12 protein-coding genes are annotated in these 15,277 nt (G+C 40.5%); 4 read left to right on the top strand and 8 right to left on the bottom strand.

What is annotated here, in order from left to right:
* Positions 1–6: 6 nt before the first annotated feature.
* The 7 genes from NI466_RS00060 to NI466_RS00030 all read right to left on the bottom strand — a co-directional run bounded on the left by NI466_RS00060 (position 7) and on the right by NI466_RS00030 (position 9,201).
* Complete coding sequence (locus NI466_RS00060) at positions 7–2,292, bottom strand: hypothetical protein (protein ID WP_253172318.1); 2,286 nt, start codon at positions 2,290–2,292, stop codon at positions 7–9.
* Positions 2,293–2,325: 33 nt separating this feature from the next.
* Complete coding sequence (locus NI466_RS00055; RefSeq protein ID WP_004280723.1) at positions 2,326–3,048, bottom strand: hypothetical protein; 723 nt, start codon at positions 3,046–3,048, stop codon at positions 2,326–2,328.
* 12 nt (positions 3,049–3,060) lie between these two features.
* On the bottom strand, positions 3,061–5,076 hold the full coding sequence (locus NI466_RS00050; protein ID WP_253172316.1) for a hypothetical protein: 2,016 nt from the start codon (positions 5,074–5,076) through the stop codon (positions 3,061–3,063).
* Between the two features lie 234 nt (positions 5,077–5,310).
* Positions 5,311–5,880 (bottom strand): dCTP deaminase, encoded by a 570-nt coding sequence (gene dcd, locus NI466_RS00045; RefSeq protein WP_004280726.1) that lies wholly within the window; start codon positions 5,878–5,880, stop codon positions 5,311–5,313.
* A gap of 123 nt (positions 5,881–6,003) precedes the next feature.
* Positions 6,004–6,597, bottom strand: a complete 594-nt coding sequence (locus NI466_RS00040; protein WP_004645853.1) for a LysE family translocator — start codon at positions 6,595–6,597, stop codon at positions 6,004–6,006.
* A 257-nt stretch (positions 6,598–6,854) separates the two neighbouring features.
* Positions 6,855–8,114 carry an iron-sulfur cluster carrier protein ApbC gene (apbC, locus tag NI466_RS00035; RefSeq protein ID WP_253172314.1) on the bottom strand — a complete coding sequence of 420 codons (1,260 nt, stop codon included), beginning with the start codon at positions 8,112–8,114 and terminating at the stop codon, positions 6,855–6,857.
* A 289-nt stretch (positions 8,115–8,403) separates the two neighbouring features.
* A complete protein-coding gene (locus tag NI466_RS00030) occupies positions 8,404–9,201 on the bottom strand; it encodes a putative sodium/potassium/calcium exchanger (RefSeq protein ID WP_253172313.1) in 798 nt (265 codons plus the stop codon).
* Positions 9,202–9,513: 312 nt separating this feature from the next.
* On the opposite strand from NI466_RS00030, the gene metG reads away from it, so the two are divergent.
* Both metG and NI466_RS00020 read left to right on the top strand, forming a co-directional pair.
* Positions 9,514–11,574, top strand: a complete 2,061-nt coding sequence (metG, locus tag NI466_RS00025; RefSeq protein WP_005247863.1) for a methionine--tRNA ligase — start codon at positions 9,514–9,516, stop codon at positions 11,572–11,574.
* 142 nt (positions 11,575–11,716) lie between these two features.
* Positions 11,717–12,073 carry a hypothetical protein gene (locus NI466_RS00020; protein ID WP_253172311.1) on the top strand — a complete coding sequence of 119 codons (357 nt, stop codon included), beginning with the start codon at positions 11,717–11,719 and terminating at the stop codon, positions 12,071–12,073.
* A gap of 54 nt (positions 12,074–12,127) precedes the next feature.
* Here the strand turns inward: NI466_RS00020 and NI466_RS00015 are convergent, their stop codons facing one another.
* The gene (locus NI466_RS00015) at positions 12,128–12,244 is read right to left on the bottom strand and encodes a hypothetical protein (RefSeq protein ID WP_086044934.1); all 117 of its coding nucleotides are present in this window, start codon (positions 12,242–12,244) and stop codon (positions 12,128–12,130) included.
* A 268-nt stretch (positions 12,245–12,512) separates the two neighbouring features.
* Between NI466_RS00015 and NI466_RS00010 the strand changes: the two genes are divergently transcribed.
* Both NI466_RS00010 and NI466_RS00005 read left to right on the top strand, forming a co-directional pair.
* Positions 12,513–13,493: an MBL fold metallo-hydrolase gene (locus NI466_RS00010; RefSeq protein WP_253172310.1), complete on the top strand. Its 981-nt coding sequence runs from the start codon at positions 12,513–12,515 to the stop codon at positions 13,491–13,493.
* Between the two features lie 448 nt (positions 13,494–13,941).
* A complete protein-coding gene (locus NI466_RS00005) occupies positions 13,942–15,129 on the top strand; it encodes an ammonium transporter (RefSeq protein WP_005247869.1) in 1,188 nt (395 codons plus the stop codon).
* The last annotated feature ends 148 nt before the right edge of the window (positions 15,130–15,277 follow it).

The following is a 15,277-nucleotide window of genomic DNA, read 5'->3' as shown; positions in this document are numbered from 1 at the left end:
TGATTTTTAGCGTGGTGTGATTCCCATCGTGCTACGAATAGTTCCACCAGTCAGTGCAATACTTGCCATGTTTTGCATATTGCCATTGGTCGCCATGGCAAAATTGGTTTTAAATGGTGTTGCAATATTATTTTCATAATTGAGTTTGACCTGCTTATCCAAAGTCACTGTATCTGCACTGACACGAACTTTTGCTTTGACACCCAAATGACCTTCCATCCGGTTAAAGTTAATTGAAGAAGTTTTTAATACCCCGGCTGAATCAATATCTTCATTGGCAATACTAAAATAGCTGCCCAGATTATCTTTATTTGCAGTTTCTTCTGCGGTAAGGGGTCTAAACTTAAAATTTGCATCAAATGACAGGAAGTTGGTATCTGGTGAATCGCTGGTCGGATCCACTCCTGGAATGATGAGGAGCTCGCCGTTTCCATCAAGTTTAAAAGCAATATTCGTCAGGACATCATCACGTTTAGAAAAATTATCATGAGGCACATAGCTTCCGCATTTAGTGACCGATGCATTGGTACAATTATATTTAGATCCTGGTAATTGACCAATCGCAAGCTCAGCTTTAGCTCCAATCAGCAGTTTATCGGCACGAATATAAATACCTTCATCTTCATAGCCAATAATACCTTCCGACTTGATCAAAGCATCGATATTCCTAAAACCAGCATAATAGTTAACTGCCTCACCATGATCGCCATTCTTGCCATCAATCAATATAATCGAGGTTGTGCTTGGTAAACCGGTTTTCTTGTCAATTCCATAGCCTTCTGTAGATGCCATAATGTTATACGCAATTGCTTGCTTATTGTTTGTTCCATAAGTCGTTCCAGACAAGGCAACATTGGCATTTAAATTATAAATAGGAATACCGATTCCCCATGAACCACCATCGCCACCAATTTCCGCCAAAGAGTTATCTGATATGAAACGTGCTTTAGCAGCAATGGACTGAAAATCCATTCCACGTACGGCGATATAGGCAAAATCCTCTCCATTCGTGGTGGTACTGAGTATCTGTTTAAGCACAGTCCTACTGCTGCCTAAAGTCTTCTGCATATTTTCATTGATTATAAAATCGAGACTTTTTGCAGTAATGGTATTTATATATATATTCCCAAAATCGATATAAGCATTTTTCCCATGTAAGGAACCGTCAGCATTACGTGTAGTCAATGGTCTGAGCTTGGAAAATTGCACAGCATAGCTTCCCTTCCCGGTATGACCAATTTCAAGTGTTGTCGGTGCCATATTTGCTGGAAGCCCAGTACTATTAGTACCTGTGAAATCTGCAGACAAGCCCAGATTCAACCCGCCTTCTCCGACCAGGCCACTGTAACCTGTTGCAGTTTTGTCCTGACGTTCTAGTACACCATTCACCTTGTTACTAACATCAAAAGTACCTATCTGGGTTTGATCTGCACTCATGGATAATCTTGCGTTAGTGACTGCACCCGAAGCTCCTAAACGCATAATATTTTTGCGTTCATTATTTGGCGTATTATAACGCAGGTCAATATTAACCCCTGGATTGGTCGGATTAACCCGGCCAGCCGCGATATCAGTAATATCTTCAGCACGCTTTAGATCCACATAATGATCTTGACTGCCATTTCGTGTGGTGAGTACCACGCCTTCATCCGGGTCAATGTACATATATCCTTGACCCGCGAAGTTAAAGTTAAAGTCATTCAAAATCAGACTATTTTCGCCTAATTTATGACTAATCGTGGCATTTTTAAGTTGAAAATCGATACTGGCAATTGAATCTTTATTAAATAGACCTGCACTGGTTTGTAATAGCACACTAAGCGGTGTAGAGGTACTAATCCCTAATGCACCCAAAGTTTGATTAGATTGAGTACCCGTAGTCCGAATACTATTCGCAGATTGACTACATGGATTGGTCGTACAGGCGATCTTTACCAATTTTAAATCTGCAGTGGCTTGAAACGGTGAAACACTTGCAGCTAGCCGAAGTCCTGCCCCTTGTGAAGTGGCACCTACATCTATTTCAAGTTGACTAATGATTGGTTTATTATCTTTTCCAATAATCTCAACATTATGTAGACCTAAACCCATTTTAGTGTTGGCAGTTGGATTTGGATCATACCAATTGGCTTGAGCAATACTGGCTTTAGAAATTTCATGAGTAATCACCATACCATCTTGTCCAGTGACTTCACTCAATTCTTGCTCTTCAATAGTTTCAAGTGCATAACTTTGTTGTATAAGACACATGCATACTGTTAGCAATTTCAACTTTATTGTTGTTTTTTTCATTTATATATCCTTATGCTGTACTTGACGTTGTTACTAACAACGACTTTGTGCCCCACCTGTACAGTTATAACCAAATATTTTCAAATTGCCTGACGTATGCAGATTTCCATGAACGTTCAACCCCATAAATCCTTTTTCAGCACCTTTATCAAATGAAGGAACATCTTGGGGCGCGGTTGTATAAGTTCCATCGGCATTATAGGTACGCCCTGTATACGTACTATAAACACCTGTATTGGCATAACCTTCCAAGGCGCCAGCACCTGTACCCGTTTCAATGGAAACTGTATTAAAGCCTAAATTACGGATCTTTAAAGGCTGGTGATCATAAAAGGTAATTTGCATCGCCGTTTGTGGTTCATTACGATGATTAATGATGGTTGTTCCATCGATCGAAAACTTATCAATCTGAATCGTGCCTTGAATGCCTTTAAAGACTAACCACTTTTTATTTCCATTGGCATCGACATGGTTATTCGGCGCTATTGCCAGACGGCAAAATTGTTTTGTTGCTCCACAAGCGGTGGGATCTAGAACATAAAATACTTCTAGCGGGTTGCCACTTCCATCAAGCCGAGAAATTTTATCTTTACTTAAATCTGTCGCATAAACATGGTTTAAAGATAAAGTCCAGTTAAGATCAGCTCCACCCTGCCCCACTGTATTGGTTAGTGCTTGCTGATCAAGGGCTTCCAATCCGGCAAGACTGGCCATAGAAGTACATAATAATGCACAGAGTGTTACTAATTTGGACATTCTTATACTCCCTTAAAGACCAGTTGTTCTAATTTTCAGATGCTGAATCAGGACACCATCAATGACAGCAGATCCAAAATTCTTACTTACACCCTCAGTATTTTTAAATACGATTCCTGTTGAATTCACACCATCCTTGGCACGCAGCATATTTGTTCCTGAGATACGCTCTGTAGTCCCTATTGAGATACTACTGTGAGTCGCATTACGCCCTTGATAAAGTGCGGTGGTATCTGACACATTATTTTTAATCGGTGTACCACAACTATAGACATTACAGGTCGAACCCTTTAAATCTGTTGTTCCGAGTCCACCACCATAATTTTGATAAATTTGATTATAAATAGCAGGAATATTGGGAATACGTGTCACTTCTAAAATAATATTATTGCCTTCTGAACCGACAACGAAAGGCTGGTACATATTACCAAGCACCAAGTTAATATTTGGACTATAGAGATATAAGCCCTCAGAATCATGAAATATAGGAGCATCACTTCCATTCAAGGCCGGGGTCGGGACATTACCATCAAGCGCATCTGTTTTTGCTGCGGTACTGAGACGAATACCTTTACTGTTAAGATTACTATCGCTACTGCTTAGAGTTTCTGGTCGATCATTGGTATTCAGACGAACAATACTCGCCATACCCAATGTTTGGCTATAATTCTTATTGTCAGATTCTAAGGTTTGAAATAACCGAACTTGCGAGCCATTAAAACTCAGACCATTGGCAACAAATTGGGTTCTTAATCGGTAATCCGTATCAAGTCCTGATATTGGTCCACCTGTTATAGGATCTACAGCATTCGAGGAATTAAGCTCACGTGCAAAAATATCACTCCAGAAGCCCAGCTTGATATTATTATCACTTTCGACCCCTGCAATTGGACTTAATGGGGCTTCCAAAGCAATATAGCCTACATCTTTAGCAGCGTCCTTAAACTGTTTGACGTTTTCAGTTCCTGCTCGAAATAACCAGGGATTATCTGCTGATCCCCAGCTGAAACCCTGATTACTGTATCGTGTGCTTAAAGAACCATCGCTTTTCGATAATGCCAGACCATAAATAAATACATCGGCTTTAGTTCTTAAAGTGCTCACAGAGCTTTTAGCAGCTTCAGTTTTAGCAGCCTGATCTGCTCTAGCAATGATTTCAGCCATAGCAGCACTATCTGCATCCTTCATTATTCCGGCTAAAGCAGCTTCCAATTTTTTATCGTAGTCTGCTTTAATTAGTGCAAGAATTCTTGCATCTACAATTGCTCCAATAATATTTTCCCTAGTACCAGACGTACTCCATTCAGTTGCAGGAATTGCTTTCGTCGCATCCTTACCATAAAGAAGGTCAATCATTTCCACTGTATTTGTTTTTGCCTTATCATTTAAACCAATTAGATTCCCCGGTGAGTGATCAAACATTGTTGTGCCATCATCGACTAGACTATATTGAATTAAAGCGGGTTTACCGGCTCCATTATAATAATCATCACGACGTTGGTCATAATAGGCTTTCATAAAGTCAGTGTTATAATAATAATCAACTAATTCTTGCTTAAATGCGTCCCGGTTTGTTTGTGTATCATGAGTATTCTTAATCGTATTATAATTCGTATTATAAAAATTAGTTTTTAACGTATCATAGGCTTGCTGATACTCAGTTGCATAATTCTGCGTTCTTTCAACATGAAAAGCATTATCATATGTAGATTTATAAACTTTGTCGTATACACGCTGCCCAAGTTGGTTGTAATTTTCACCAGTCGGAATAATACGAATAAATCCTGTATCTGCTTTTCCGGGATCAGGAATCTTCCGCTCATAACTCGAGCCAGCCGAGATATCGTTAGGGCCTTGAAACACCATTTTAAAATCATCAAGGACGAGCGCCACACCCTCACCTGTGGTGTCAGAAAGAGAAGAATCTGATAATTCCTGCATCGCATGTGCAGAAGGCAACAGGCTGAAACCGATTGTCATCGCCAAATAACTTTTGCGAAATTTAAATATATCTTTTATCTGAGCCATCTCACTCTTTCCTTTTTATTCGATGCTCCGCACCTTATGCTTCAGCTTCCCAGCCGCCAATCTTTGATTTTTTATAATGCATCGCATCTTTTTTATGGTTATGCGGAATCCATTATGCTGATTTTTGATACAGATGCCAAAGCCAATTAGGCGAAAAATAGCAGTTTCCGATGAATGAAAATCTCAAAAAAATAAACGGGACATAAAGTCCCGTCATTCAATATCTTAAAGCAATTAGGTCTTCGGCAAAGTAACGCCTGTCTGACCTTGATATTTACCACCACGATCTTTATATGAGGTTTCACAGACTTCATCAGATTCAAAAAACAGCATCTGCGCTACACCTTCACCTGCATAAATACGCGCAGGAAGATTGGTAGTATTTGAAAACTCTAAAGTGACGTGTCCTTCCCACTCTGGCTCAAGCGGAGTCACGTTAACAATGATGCCACAACGCGCATAAGTAGACTTGCCCAAGCACACGGTCAAGACATTACGTGGAATGCGGAAATATTCGATGGTACGCGCCAAAGCAAACGAGTTAGGCGGAATGATACAGACATCCGACTCGATATCAATAAAGCTGCGTTCATCAAAGTTCTTCGGATCGACAATTGCAGAATGCACATTGGTGAATACTTTAAATTCACGTGCACAACGCACGTCATAACCATAGCTGGATACGCCATACGAAATCAGCTTTTGACCATTTTCATCCAAACGTACCTGGTTTTCTGCATACGGTTCAATCATGCCGTGTTTTTCGCTCATTTCGCGAATCCAACGATCAGACTTAATTGCCATTGATATAATCCAAAAATCTTAAAAACAAGTTATTACGACGTACTTTAACTGAAATTGACACTAATGAAAATAAGTGAAAGGCTTAGAGCTCAAGTTACCAAAAAACTGCTGATCGAGATCAGCTTATAAACTTAAAAGTGCAGAATAGCTTAAAGGAATGGAAAAGCTCATTAATACCAGCGAAGCCGTTTTCTGCAGGTTTTTCTGATTGAGCCAGCGACTGTTTTTTCTGGCCAGGATTGAACCCAGAAAAGTCCAGAAGAATGCAATCGGAATCAGCAGAAGTAAGAAAACAAGCATATGAGTCATATAATGCTGACTACTTTTCCAGACAATGACAGGAAAAATAGCTGAGGCAAATAAAAGTGCTTTAGGATTAAGCAAGGTTGCCAAAAATAATTCTCGTGCGCGAATCGAGACATTTTCAAGATTTTCGCTTATGTCTGCAGTCCGCCATAATTTCACAGCAAGGAACAGAATATAGCCAGCACTAAAAAGCTTGAGAATGGTCGGTAACAGTGGAAGATGAACGGAAATTTTTCCGATCAGAATGCCCCATAAGCTAATGGCGATCAGATAACCAAAGGCTTCGGCAGGAATTAAACGAAATGTTTTTTTAAATCCGACCTGAATGCCTGAAGATGCCAATAAGGTATTGGTTGGGCCTGGTGTTAAAAGAATGGTTGCCACTAAACCAATAAAAAACCATGAAATCATAGTTTGACCTCGCTCTAATCCGCGTAGCATAGAAGAATTCGGTCAGTGCTGCAAAAAAATAATTGTAAGAGAACATATGATCTAAAATTTAAATTTATTTATTTTAATTAATTCAAATGTTTATATAAGCTTTCAGGATAAACACCCGATAGTCATTCCAGTCAATTTCGATCATTTAAATCGAGCTAATTTTAAAAATAAGAAATAAGAAGCCCTAGCTTTTAGCTAAGGCTTAAATATCTGAATTGTCTATAGAATTAAAAAATTCGACTATGGTCTTTCTCTGCTTTAGGTAACTGCGCTGCAATTTTCTCTGCAATCAGCATATAGCTTTCTGCAGCAGCATCTTCGGCAATGACAGAAGGTGTACCGGCATCCGCATTTTCACGAATTTTAGCATCCAAAGGTAAACGACCCAATAATGGGACTTGATATTGCTCAGACAGTTTATCGCCACCGCCTGTACCAAAAATCTGTTCCTCAAAACCACAATTTGAGCAGATATGGGTCGACATGTTTTCAATCACGCCCATGATCGGAATCTGCACGCGGTTAAACAATTCAATGCCTTTGGTCGCATCCAGCAAGGCCACGTTTTGTGGCGTTGTCACAATTACTGCGCCCGTTACCGGAATACGCTGCGCGAGAGTTAACTGGATATCACCTGTGCCAGGTGGCATATCAATCATCAGCACATCAAGGTCTGGCCATAGGGTCTGATTGAATAACTGCATTAATGCACCCGTGGCTTTTGGACCACGCCAGGCGACTGGAGTATTGTGGTCTCCAGTTAAATGGCCAATTGATAATACTGCCATGCCATAGGCTTCGATAGGGACAAACTGCTCTGCTTCGATCATTGGCGTTTTGCCGGCATTGCCGAGCATAGTCGGGATACTCGGACCGTAAATATCGGCATCCAGTACGCCTACGCGCAGGCCTAATTTTTGTAGAGCCAAAGCCAGATTTACAGTCGTGGTCGATTTACCTACGCCACCTTTGCCGGATGACACAAGAATCACATTTTGAATGCGTGGGTGTTTCGGGACATCACGCTGTTGCGGGGCAGCTTTTTGAATCGGTGGATTATTCGGATCAGCTTCTTCAGCTTTTGCCGGCTGTGCCGACGCATCAACCACAGGGGGAAGATTGGGTTTTTCTTCCGCTTTAGGCTCGCTTGAACAGTTTTCACCTTCAGCATGATTATGCCCGCAACCACCTTCTTGCTTATGTCCAGTTTTCTGCTGAATCACGTGCATATTCAGCTCTTGAATACCACATTTTTGCAAAGCTTCCGCCAGTTCATCATGAATCTGTTGCAGCTGCGCTTTTTCTTCGGGATAGGTATTCAAAGTAATTTGCAGAATTTCACCCTGTACATTGACCTGCGTAATACGATCTTTCAAGGCATTGCTGGAATTTGGCAAGATATAGTTTTGCAGTACGTTCTGCACAGCTTCTTCGTTCACCTCCTTGGAAGGCGAAAAAACCGATTTAAGCGAAGAAAGCCAGGACATAGGTTACTCCAAAAATGTAGATCGACATCTGAATCGCTTAGTTTAACGGTGTTTTAGGCGAAGGTTAAGCACTGTATTGGAGAAGATGAAACAGATATCTTCAATTTCCAACTATTTTACTTGGTTTTGTGAAATATTTTATGAAATCTTGGTGAATAGAAATAATGAAAAATGAATGATTGAGAGTAAAGAAAGGCAGATTATTTTGATGTAATAAATTTTTTTTATTGATCTTATGTGATCAAGCCACTTTAACCCTCTGTAATTAAAGTGGCTCTATGATCACAGACTATTTATGATTTTTATTGTTTTCAGAGTTGTCTTGTTGATCCTTGGTGTTTTTATCCTGATCTTGTTTCGATTCATCCTTTTTGGACTGAGATTTGCTTTCTGAATCTGTATCTTTGGCATCTTGCTGCTGATCCGAATCACTTTCCTTCGATTGATTATCTTTCATTTTATTCATCGTATCAGTCGCCATCTGTTTCAGATCAGCGAACTTAACCGAGGCTTCGCTGAATAAGTCTGTGATTTTCTGTCTAGTATCTTCAAACTTATGCATGGCTTCATCTTTTAAATTTGCCATACTTGCCTGCTGATCGGTCTGACCATCTTTAGCATTTTGTTTATCTGACTTGTTAGATGATTTATCTTGAGATGTATGATCTGCTTTGGCCTTTTTCACATCATCCGAACCTTGCTCAGCATTTTGCTGGCCGTCAGATTTACCATGTTTCAGCTCATTCAGAAGCTTTTCACCTTTTTGCAATAGCTCCTCACCGATCGCAATCGCCTTGGCTTTTAGATCATCCATCTTAAAGCTTTCAGTTTTTTTATCGGACTGATTCTCTTGAGAACTATCTTTTTGCGCTGATTGCTCAGCATTTGCATCTTTGCCGTTGTGCTGGGTATCAGACTTCTGATCAGCATGGGTCTGGGCACTTTGACCGTTCTTATGTTCCTGATTATGCTGTTTATCTATCTCGTTTTGCTTTTGCTCTTTAGCAAGCTGATCATTTAATTCGCGTGCATGTTGTTCTTTATCTTGATTTTGCTTCGACGTATTGTTTTGGTTCTGCTGAGTCATGAGGTACCCTCCTTAGGCATATCATATAAACAATCAGCCATTTTTTAGCACAAAGCATCACGCGAATCGGGCGAAGTAAGCAAACTGCAACAAAGCCTGTACATGTTGTTGCTATTGTTTGCAGGATGTAGCATGAGCTGAGTCAAATCTGTATTGAAAAGCTCTATGCTAAAGATGATGCAGGCTTTTGTATTCGAGCTGTCCAAGTCCATCTATTCGCAGGGTTTCAGCAAAGCATTTCTTTGTAATCCCCTCGGCATCATGTAAAATTATGGCCCATTGCATAATGAATACGAATGAGAGAGTGAATCCGTGCGTAAAATTTTAGTCACCAATGCCCTTCCTTACGCCAATGGCCCGATTCATATGGGTCACTTACTTGGCTATATCCAAGCAGATATTTGGGTACGTGCCATGCGTGCGATGGGTCATGATGTGACTTATGTCTGTGCGGATGATGCTCACGGAACCGCGATCATGCTACGTGCCGAAGCGAATGGCATTTCACCTGAAGCGCAAATTGCCAATGTGCAAAAAGAACACATTCGTGACTTTGACGGTTTCGGTGTGCATTTCGATCATTATGATTCTACACATAGCGATACCAACCGTGCCCGTGCGTCAGAAATCTATGTGAAAAACCGTGATGCGGGCAATATTGCAGTTCGTCCGGTGACCCAGCTTTTTGATCCTGAAAAAGGCATGTTCCTGTCAGACCGTTTCATTAAAGGCACCTGTCCTAAATGTAAGGCGGAAGATCAGTACGGCGACTCATGTGAAGTCTGCGGTGCAACTTATAATGCGACAGAGTTGTTGAATCCGCATTCCACTTTAAGTGGCGCAACTCCAGTCGAAAAATCATCTGATCATTACTTCTTTAAATTGCCAAATTTTGGTGAATACCTGCAAAAATGGACTCGTGATGAAGGTCGCTTGCCGGTATCGATTGCCAACAAGCTGGACGAATGGTTTGAAAATGGCTTGAATGACTGGGACATCTCACGTGATGCGCCATACTTCGGTTTTGAAATTCCAGATGCGCCAAACAAATATTTCTATGTTTGGGTGGATGCGCCGATTGGTTATATGTCGAGCTTTGAAAACTACATCAAAACCAAACGTCCTGAATTGAATTTTGATGACTACTGGAAAAAAGATTCTGAAAATGAGGTCTATCACTTCATTGGTAAAGACATCGTGTATTTCCATGCCCTGTTCTGGCCGGCAATGCTTGAAGGTGCAAACTACCGCACGCCATCAGGCTTATTCGTGAATGGTTTCTTGACTGTCAATGGCCAAAAGATGTCAAAATCTCGCGGCACATTTATTAAAGCGGAAACCTATTTAGAGCATTTAAATCCTGAATATCTACGCTATTACTTCGCGTCGAAACTTTCTGACAAAGTTGAAGATTCTGACCTGAACCTTGATGATTTCGTTCAGAAAGTAAATTCAGATTTGGTCGGTAAAGTCGTGAATATTGCCAGCCGTTGTGCAAAATTCATTAACACCAAATTTGATAACAAGTTAAGCACGACATGTGCTGAACCTGAATTGGTACAAAGCTTTATTGATGCCGGTAGTTCAATTGCTCAAGCTTATGAAGCACGTGAATTCTCTGCGGCGATTCGTGAAATCATGGCACTGGCAGACAAAGCCAACCAGTACATCGACGAGAAAAAGCCTTGGGCACTTGCTAAGCAGGAAGGTCAGGAACAACAGGTTCATGATGTATGTTCTGTGGGGATCAACCTGTTCCGTCAATTGGCAGTTTACTTGGCTCCTGTATTGCCGACACTAGCTCAACAGGTTCAAGATTTCTTGCAACTTGAAAGCTTCGATTTTGCTTCTCGCAAAACCATTCTAGTGGGTCATGAAATTGCATTGTTCCAACCCTTAATGCAACGTGTAGATCCAAAAGCGGTTGCTGCCATGGTGGATGCATCTAAAGATTCTTTAGCTGCTCCTGCTGCTGAACCAGCAAAAGCTGAGAAGAAAAAAGAGAAGAAGATTGAAAAGAAAGCTGAACCTAAAGTCGGTGAAGCTGAAATCATTAATATTGATGATTTTATGAAAGTTGACCTGCGTGTGGCTGAAGTTTTGGAAGCGGCTACGGTTGAAGGTTCTGACAAACTGCTTCAACTCACTTTAAACGTTGGTGAAGCTGAGCCACGTAATGTGTTCAGTGGTATTCGTGAGTTTTACCAACCTGAAGACTTAAAAGGTAAACTGGTGGTGATGGTGGCAAACCTTGCGCCACGTAAAATGCGTTTTGGGATCTCTAACGGTATGGTGCTAGCTGCGGGTAATGGCGACGGTGTTTGGGTGATTTCACCTGAATCTGGTGCTAAACCGGGTGATAAAGTGTCTTAAGTTTAGGTTTTGAGAAAAGAAAAGCCTCTACGTATGTAGGGGCTTTTTTATATCATCAGTTAAATTTACTTTCTTGATTTTTAATATTTTCAATATAAAATCAATGCGCTTTTTTATTCTTTTATAATTATTCGGGGTAAGCATGAAAAAATTATTAGTTTCAGTTCTAGCGATGTCTACAATTGCATTTACAGGTTGTTCGGTACGTATGGCTGACATGACAGTTGCATCTACTAAAAACTACAACCTAAACTCAAACCAGTTTGTGAAAGGTGAACGTGTTAAAGGTGAAGATAAAGTTCCTGTGATTTTATTCCCACTTGGTATTGCTAACTTCAAAACAGCAGTAGATCGCGCAATTGAAAAAGACCGTTGTGCTGTTGCACTTTCTGATGTGGTAATTACTCAACTTAATCAAGCATTTATTATTGGTCAGATTGGCTATCGTGTAGAAGGCACTCAAGTGATTGACCGTTCTCAGCCTGAATGTGCTAAATAAGTTATAAATATAAAAAAGCCTCTATCTCTAGAGGCTTTTTTATTGCTGGGTCACTTAGCCTTGCAACACAAATTCCCAAATCACATAGCCCAGTCCAAAACCAAGTAGTGAATATAAGGTAATAATGAAAAATACAAAGCTGGCATTGTTTTTTCTTTTCCAAAAACTCATCGCGACACCCAAAGCTTGTTCGTAATACCCCATGTTAACGAGCTTTTCATAAAAAGTGAAATATATCTAAGCATTTTATTTATAATAATATTTTAATGAAAAACAGGTTCTTAACTTTCAAAAAATCAATATACAGATTCAGACTGAATTTTTAGTACAGATGCCAAATCATCACTTCTATTTTTAAAAATGGTAAATATATTCATATTCTTTTTTGCTAACATCCGTGCTAATACATGGAATTGACTTTAATTACATAAGAATAGCCATGAAATACTTCACCTCTTCTCTCATCATTTCACTGCTTGCTATAGGTTCAATGGCGGGTATCTTTCAAACACATGCACAAACCGTTTCTAGCACCCAACAACAAAAACAGGTTCCCGGTTATTATCAACATAACTTCGGGGATTACCAGATTACTGCCCTACTGGATGGTAGCAATTATCTGTCCAAAGCCTTATTTAAAGATATTCCAGCAGCCCAAGCCGATCAGATCTTGAAAAAATACTACGTTGATCAGGCCAAAGGCATCCAGACATCTGTGAATGCCTTTCTGGTCAATACAGCCAAAGAACTGGTTCTGGTCGATAGCGGAACTTCAAGCTGTAATGGTCCACACCTAGGTTCAGTGTATTCCAATTTACAGGCTTCAGGGCATAAACCTGAACAGGTGAATGCCATCCTGCTCACGCATTTACATCCTGACCATGTATGCGGTATCAGTAATAACGGTATTGCCAATTTCCCTAATGCCAACATTTATGTATCTCAAGCTGAACTGGATTTCTGGATGAATCCCAAAACGGTAGAAAAATTATCAAAAGCCAAGCAGGCAGGTTTTTTGGGCACAGTCGATAAAATCAAGAAAGCCATTGCACCCTATCAGGCCAAGAATCAGCTCAAAACCTTTAAAACTGGCAATAAAATCCATGCTTTCGATGTCATCAGTTCGGCTGGACATACACCGGGGCATTTTGGTTTTAGCTTAAAATCACAAGGTCAGCAGATGGTATTTATTGGGGATATTGTGCATTCACATACGCTTCAGTTTGATCGCCCACAGACCGGCGTTGACTTTGATGTCGATCCGAAAAAGGCGATCGAAACCCGCTTAAAATATTTTGCTGAATATGCGAAAAATGGTCAGACGGTAGCAGCACCACATTTGCCATTTCCGGGGATTGGACATATTTATTCTAAAGACAATAAAAGCTATCAATGGATTCCGGTACATTTTAAAGATTAATTGAATACTTCAATAATTTTATCTAAGCATGAAACCCTAATTTTTTAGGGTTTCATTTATTTTAAATATCCTTCAGCCAGATTCCCTAGGACTTGGTAAATTTAAAACTTGAATGACGCTTTGAAATTTAAAAGCAATGATTTCGTTTATTCTTAAATTTTTTCTTAAAAATCTTTCAATTTTTATGTGCACCTTTAGCATGCCTTTTTAGCACCGTTTTTCTTACGATAAAGATAAATACCTAAAAATATAATATAAATTTCAATTTTATGAACTCTTACCATGTCTTAGTTTGGTGCAAAAAAATAGCAACGTGCTTTATATCGAGTCTTATCAATTTCAAGAAATTCTTCATCAAAATTTCCCTTGCTTAGCCCTCTTCTACAATCAATTTGCCTCTATATACTGATTTTCTTTTGTGATCCCGCGCACTAAATTGGAACGCACCATGCAAAATATAGACTTATTATTTCTTCTTCTCGGTGCAGTTCTAGTGCTTGCCATGCATGCTGGATTTGCTTTTTTAGAGCTTGGAACAGTTCGACATAAAAACCAGGTCAATGCCCTAAGTAAAATTCTAACCGACTTTGCCATCTCCGCCATCGCCTATTTTTTAGTGGGCTACTATATTGCCTACGGTCAGCACTTTTTCCATGATGCTGCAACCTTGTCTGCCGATCATGGCTACAATCTGATGCGCTGTTTTTTCCTGTTGACCTTTGCTGCAGCAATTCCAGCGATTATCTCTGGAGGGATTGCAGAGCGTGCCAAAATGCGTTCACAGGCTTTAGCGACATTATTTCTGGTTGCGCTGATCTATCCGTTTTTTGAGGGTATGATCTGGAATGGCAACCTTGGTTTTCAGGATTGGCTAACCCATGCATTTGGTGCAAGTTTTCATGATTTTGCCGGCTCAGTTGTCGTTCATGCAATGGGCGGCTGGATGGCACTTGCCGCAATAATCCTACTTGGTGCGCGTCATGGCCGTTACAAAAATGATGGTCGGATCACCGCGCATCCTCCTTCATCAATTCCTTTTTTGGCTTTGGGTTCATGGATTTTGATTGTGGGATGGTTCGGCTTCAATGTCATGAGCGCGCAGCGGCTGGATGCCATTTCTGGACTGGTCGCTATTAACTCTTTGATGGCCATGGTCGGTGGAACAATAGCAGCCAAAGTTGCGGGGAAAGATGACCCGGGCTTCCTGCATAATGGTCCCTTAGCAGGTCTGGTGGCGATTTGTGCAGGATCAGACGTCGTTCATCCCTTGGGTGCTTTTTTTATCGGGATCAGCGCCGGCATTATTTTTGTGAAACTCTTTACCTATACCCAAAATAAACTCAAAGTGGATGATGTATTGGGGGTTTGGCCTTTGCATGGCGTTTGTGGTGCTTTTGGCGGATTAGCTGTGGGTATCTTCGGTCAGCAATGGCTTGGAGGAATGGGAGGAGTGTCTTTAATTTCACAACTCATAGGTACAGTGCTGGCGATTGTCATTGCTTTGGCGGGTGGTTTTTTGGTGTATGGCCTGCTTAAGGTTTTGATGGGTATTCGCCTGACTGAGGAAGAAGAGTTCAATGGTGCAGACTTGTCGATTCATCGTATTTCTGCTAATTCGGAAGAAAATACTTTTTAATAGACATAAAAAAAGCCTCTACGACTAGGGGCTTTTTTTATTTATAAGCAGAGCATCTAGGGCGTGTCATCAATTAAGCCAGATGATTGTTGAAGCCAAGTAGATCGCTGATAAGAAGTTTTGAGCCAATTTATCATAGCGTGTGGCA

It is taken from the genome of Acinetobacter lwoffii, from assembly GCF_024129595.1.
Classification (GTDB): domain Bacteria; phylum Pseudomonadota; class Gammaproteobacteria; order Pseudomonadales; family Moraxellaceae; genus Acinetobacter; species Acinetobacter lwoffii_O.
The sequence above is the reverse complement of the archived record's forward strand: the minus strand, read 5'-3'. Positions and strand labels throughout refer to the sequence as shown.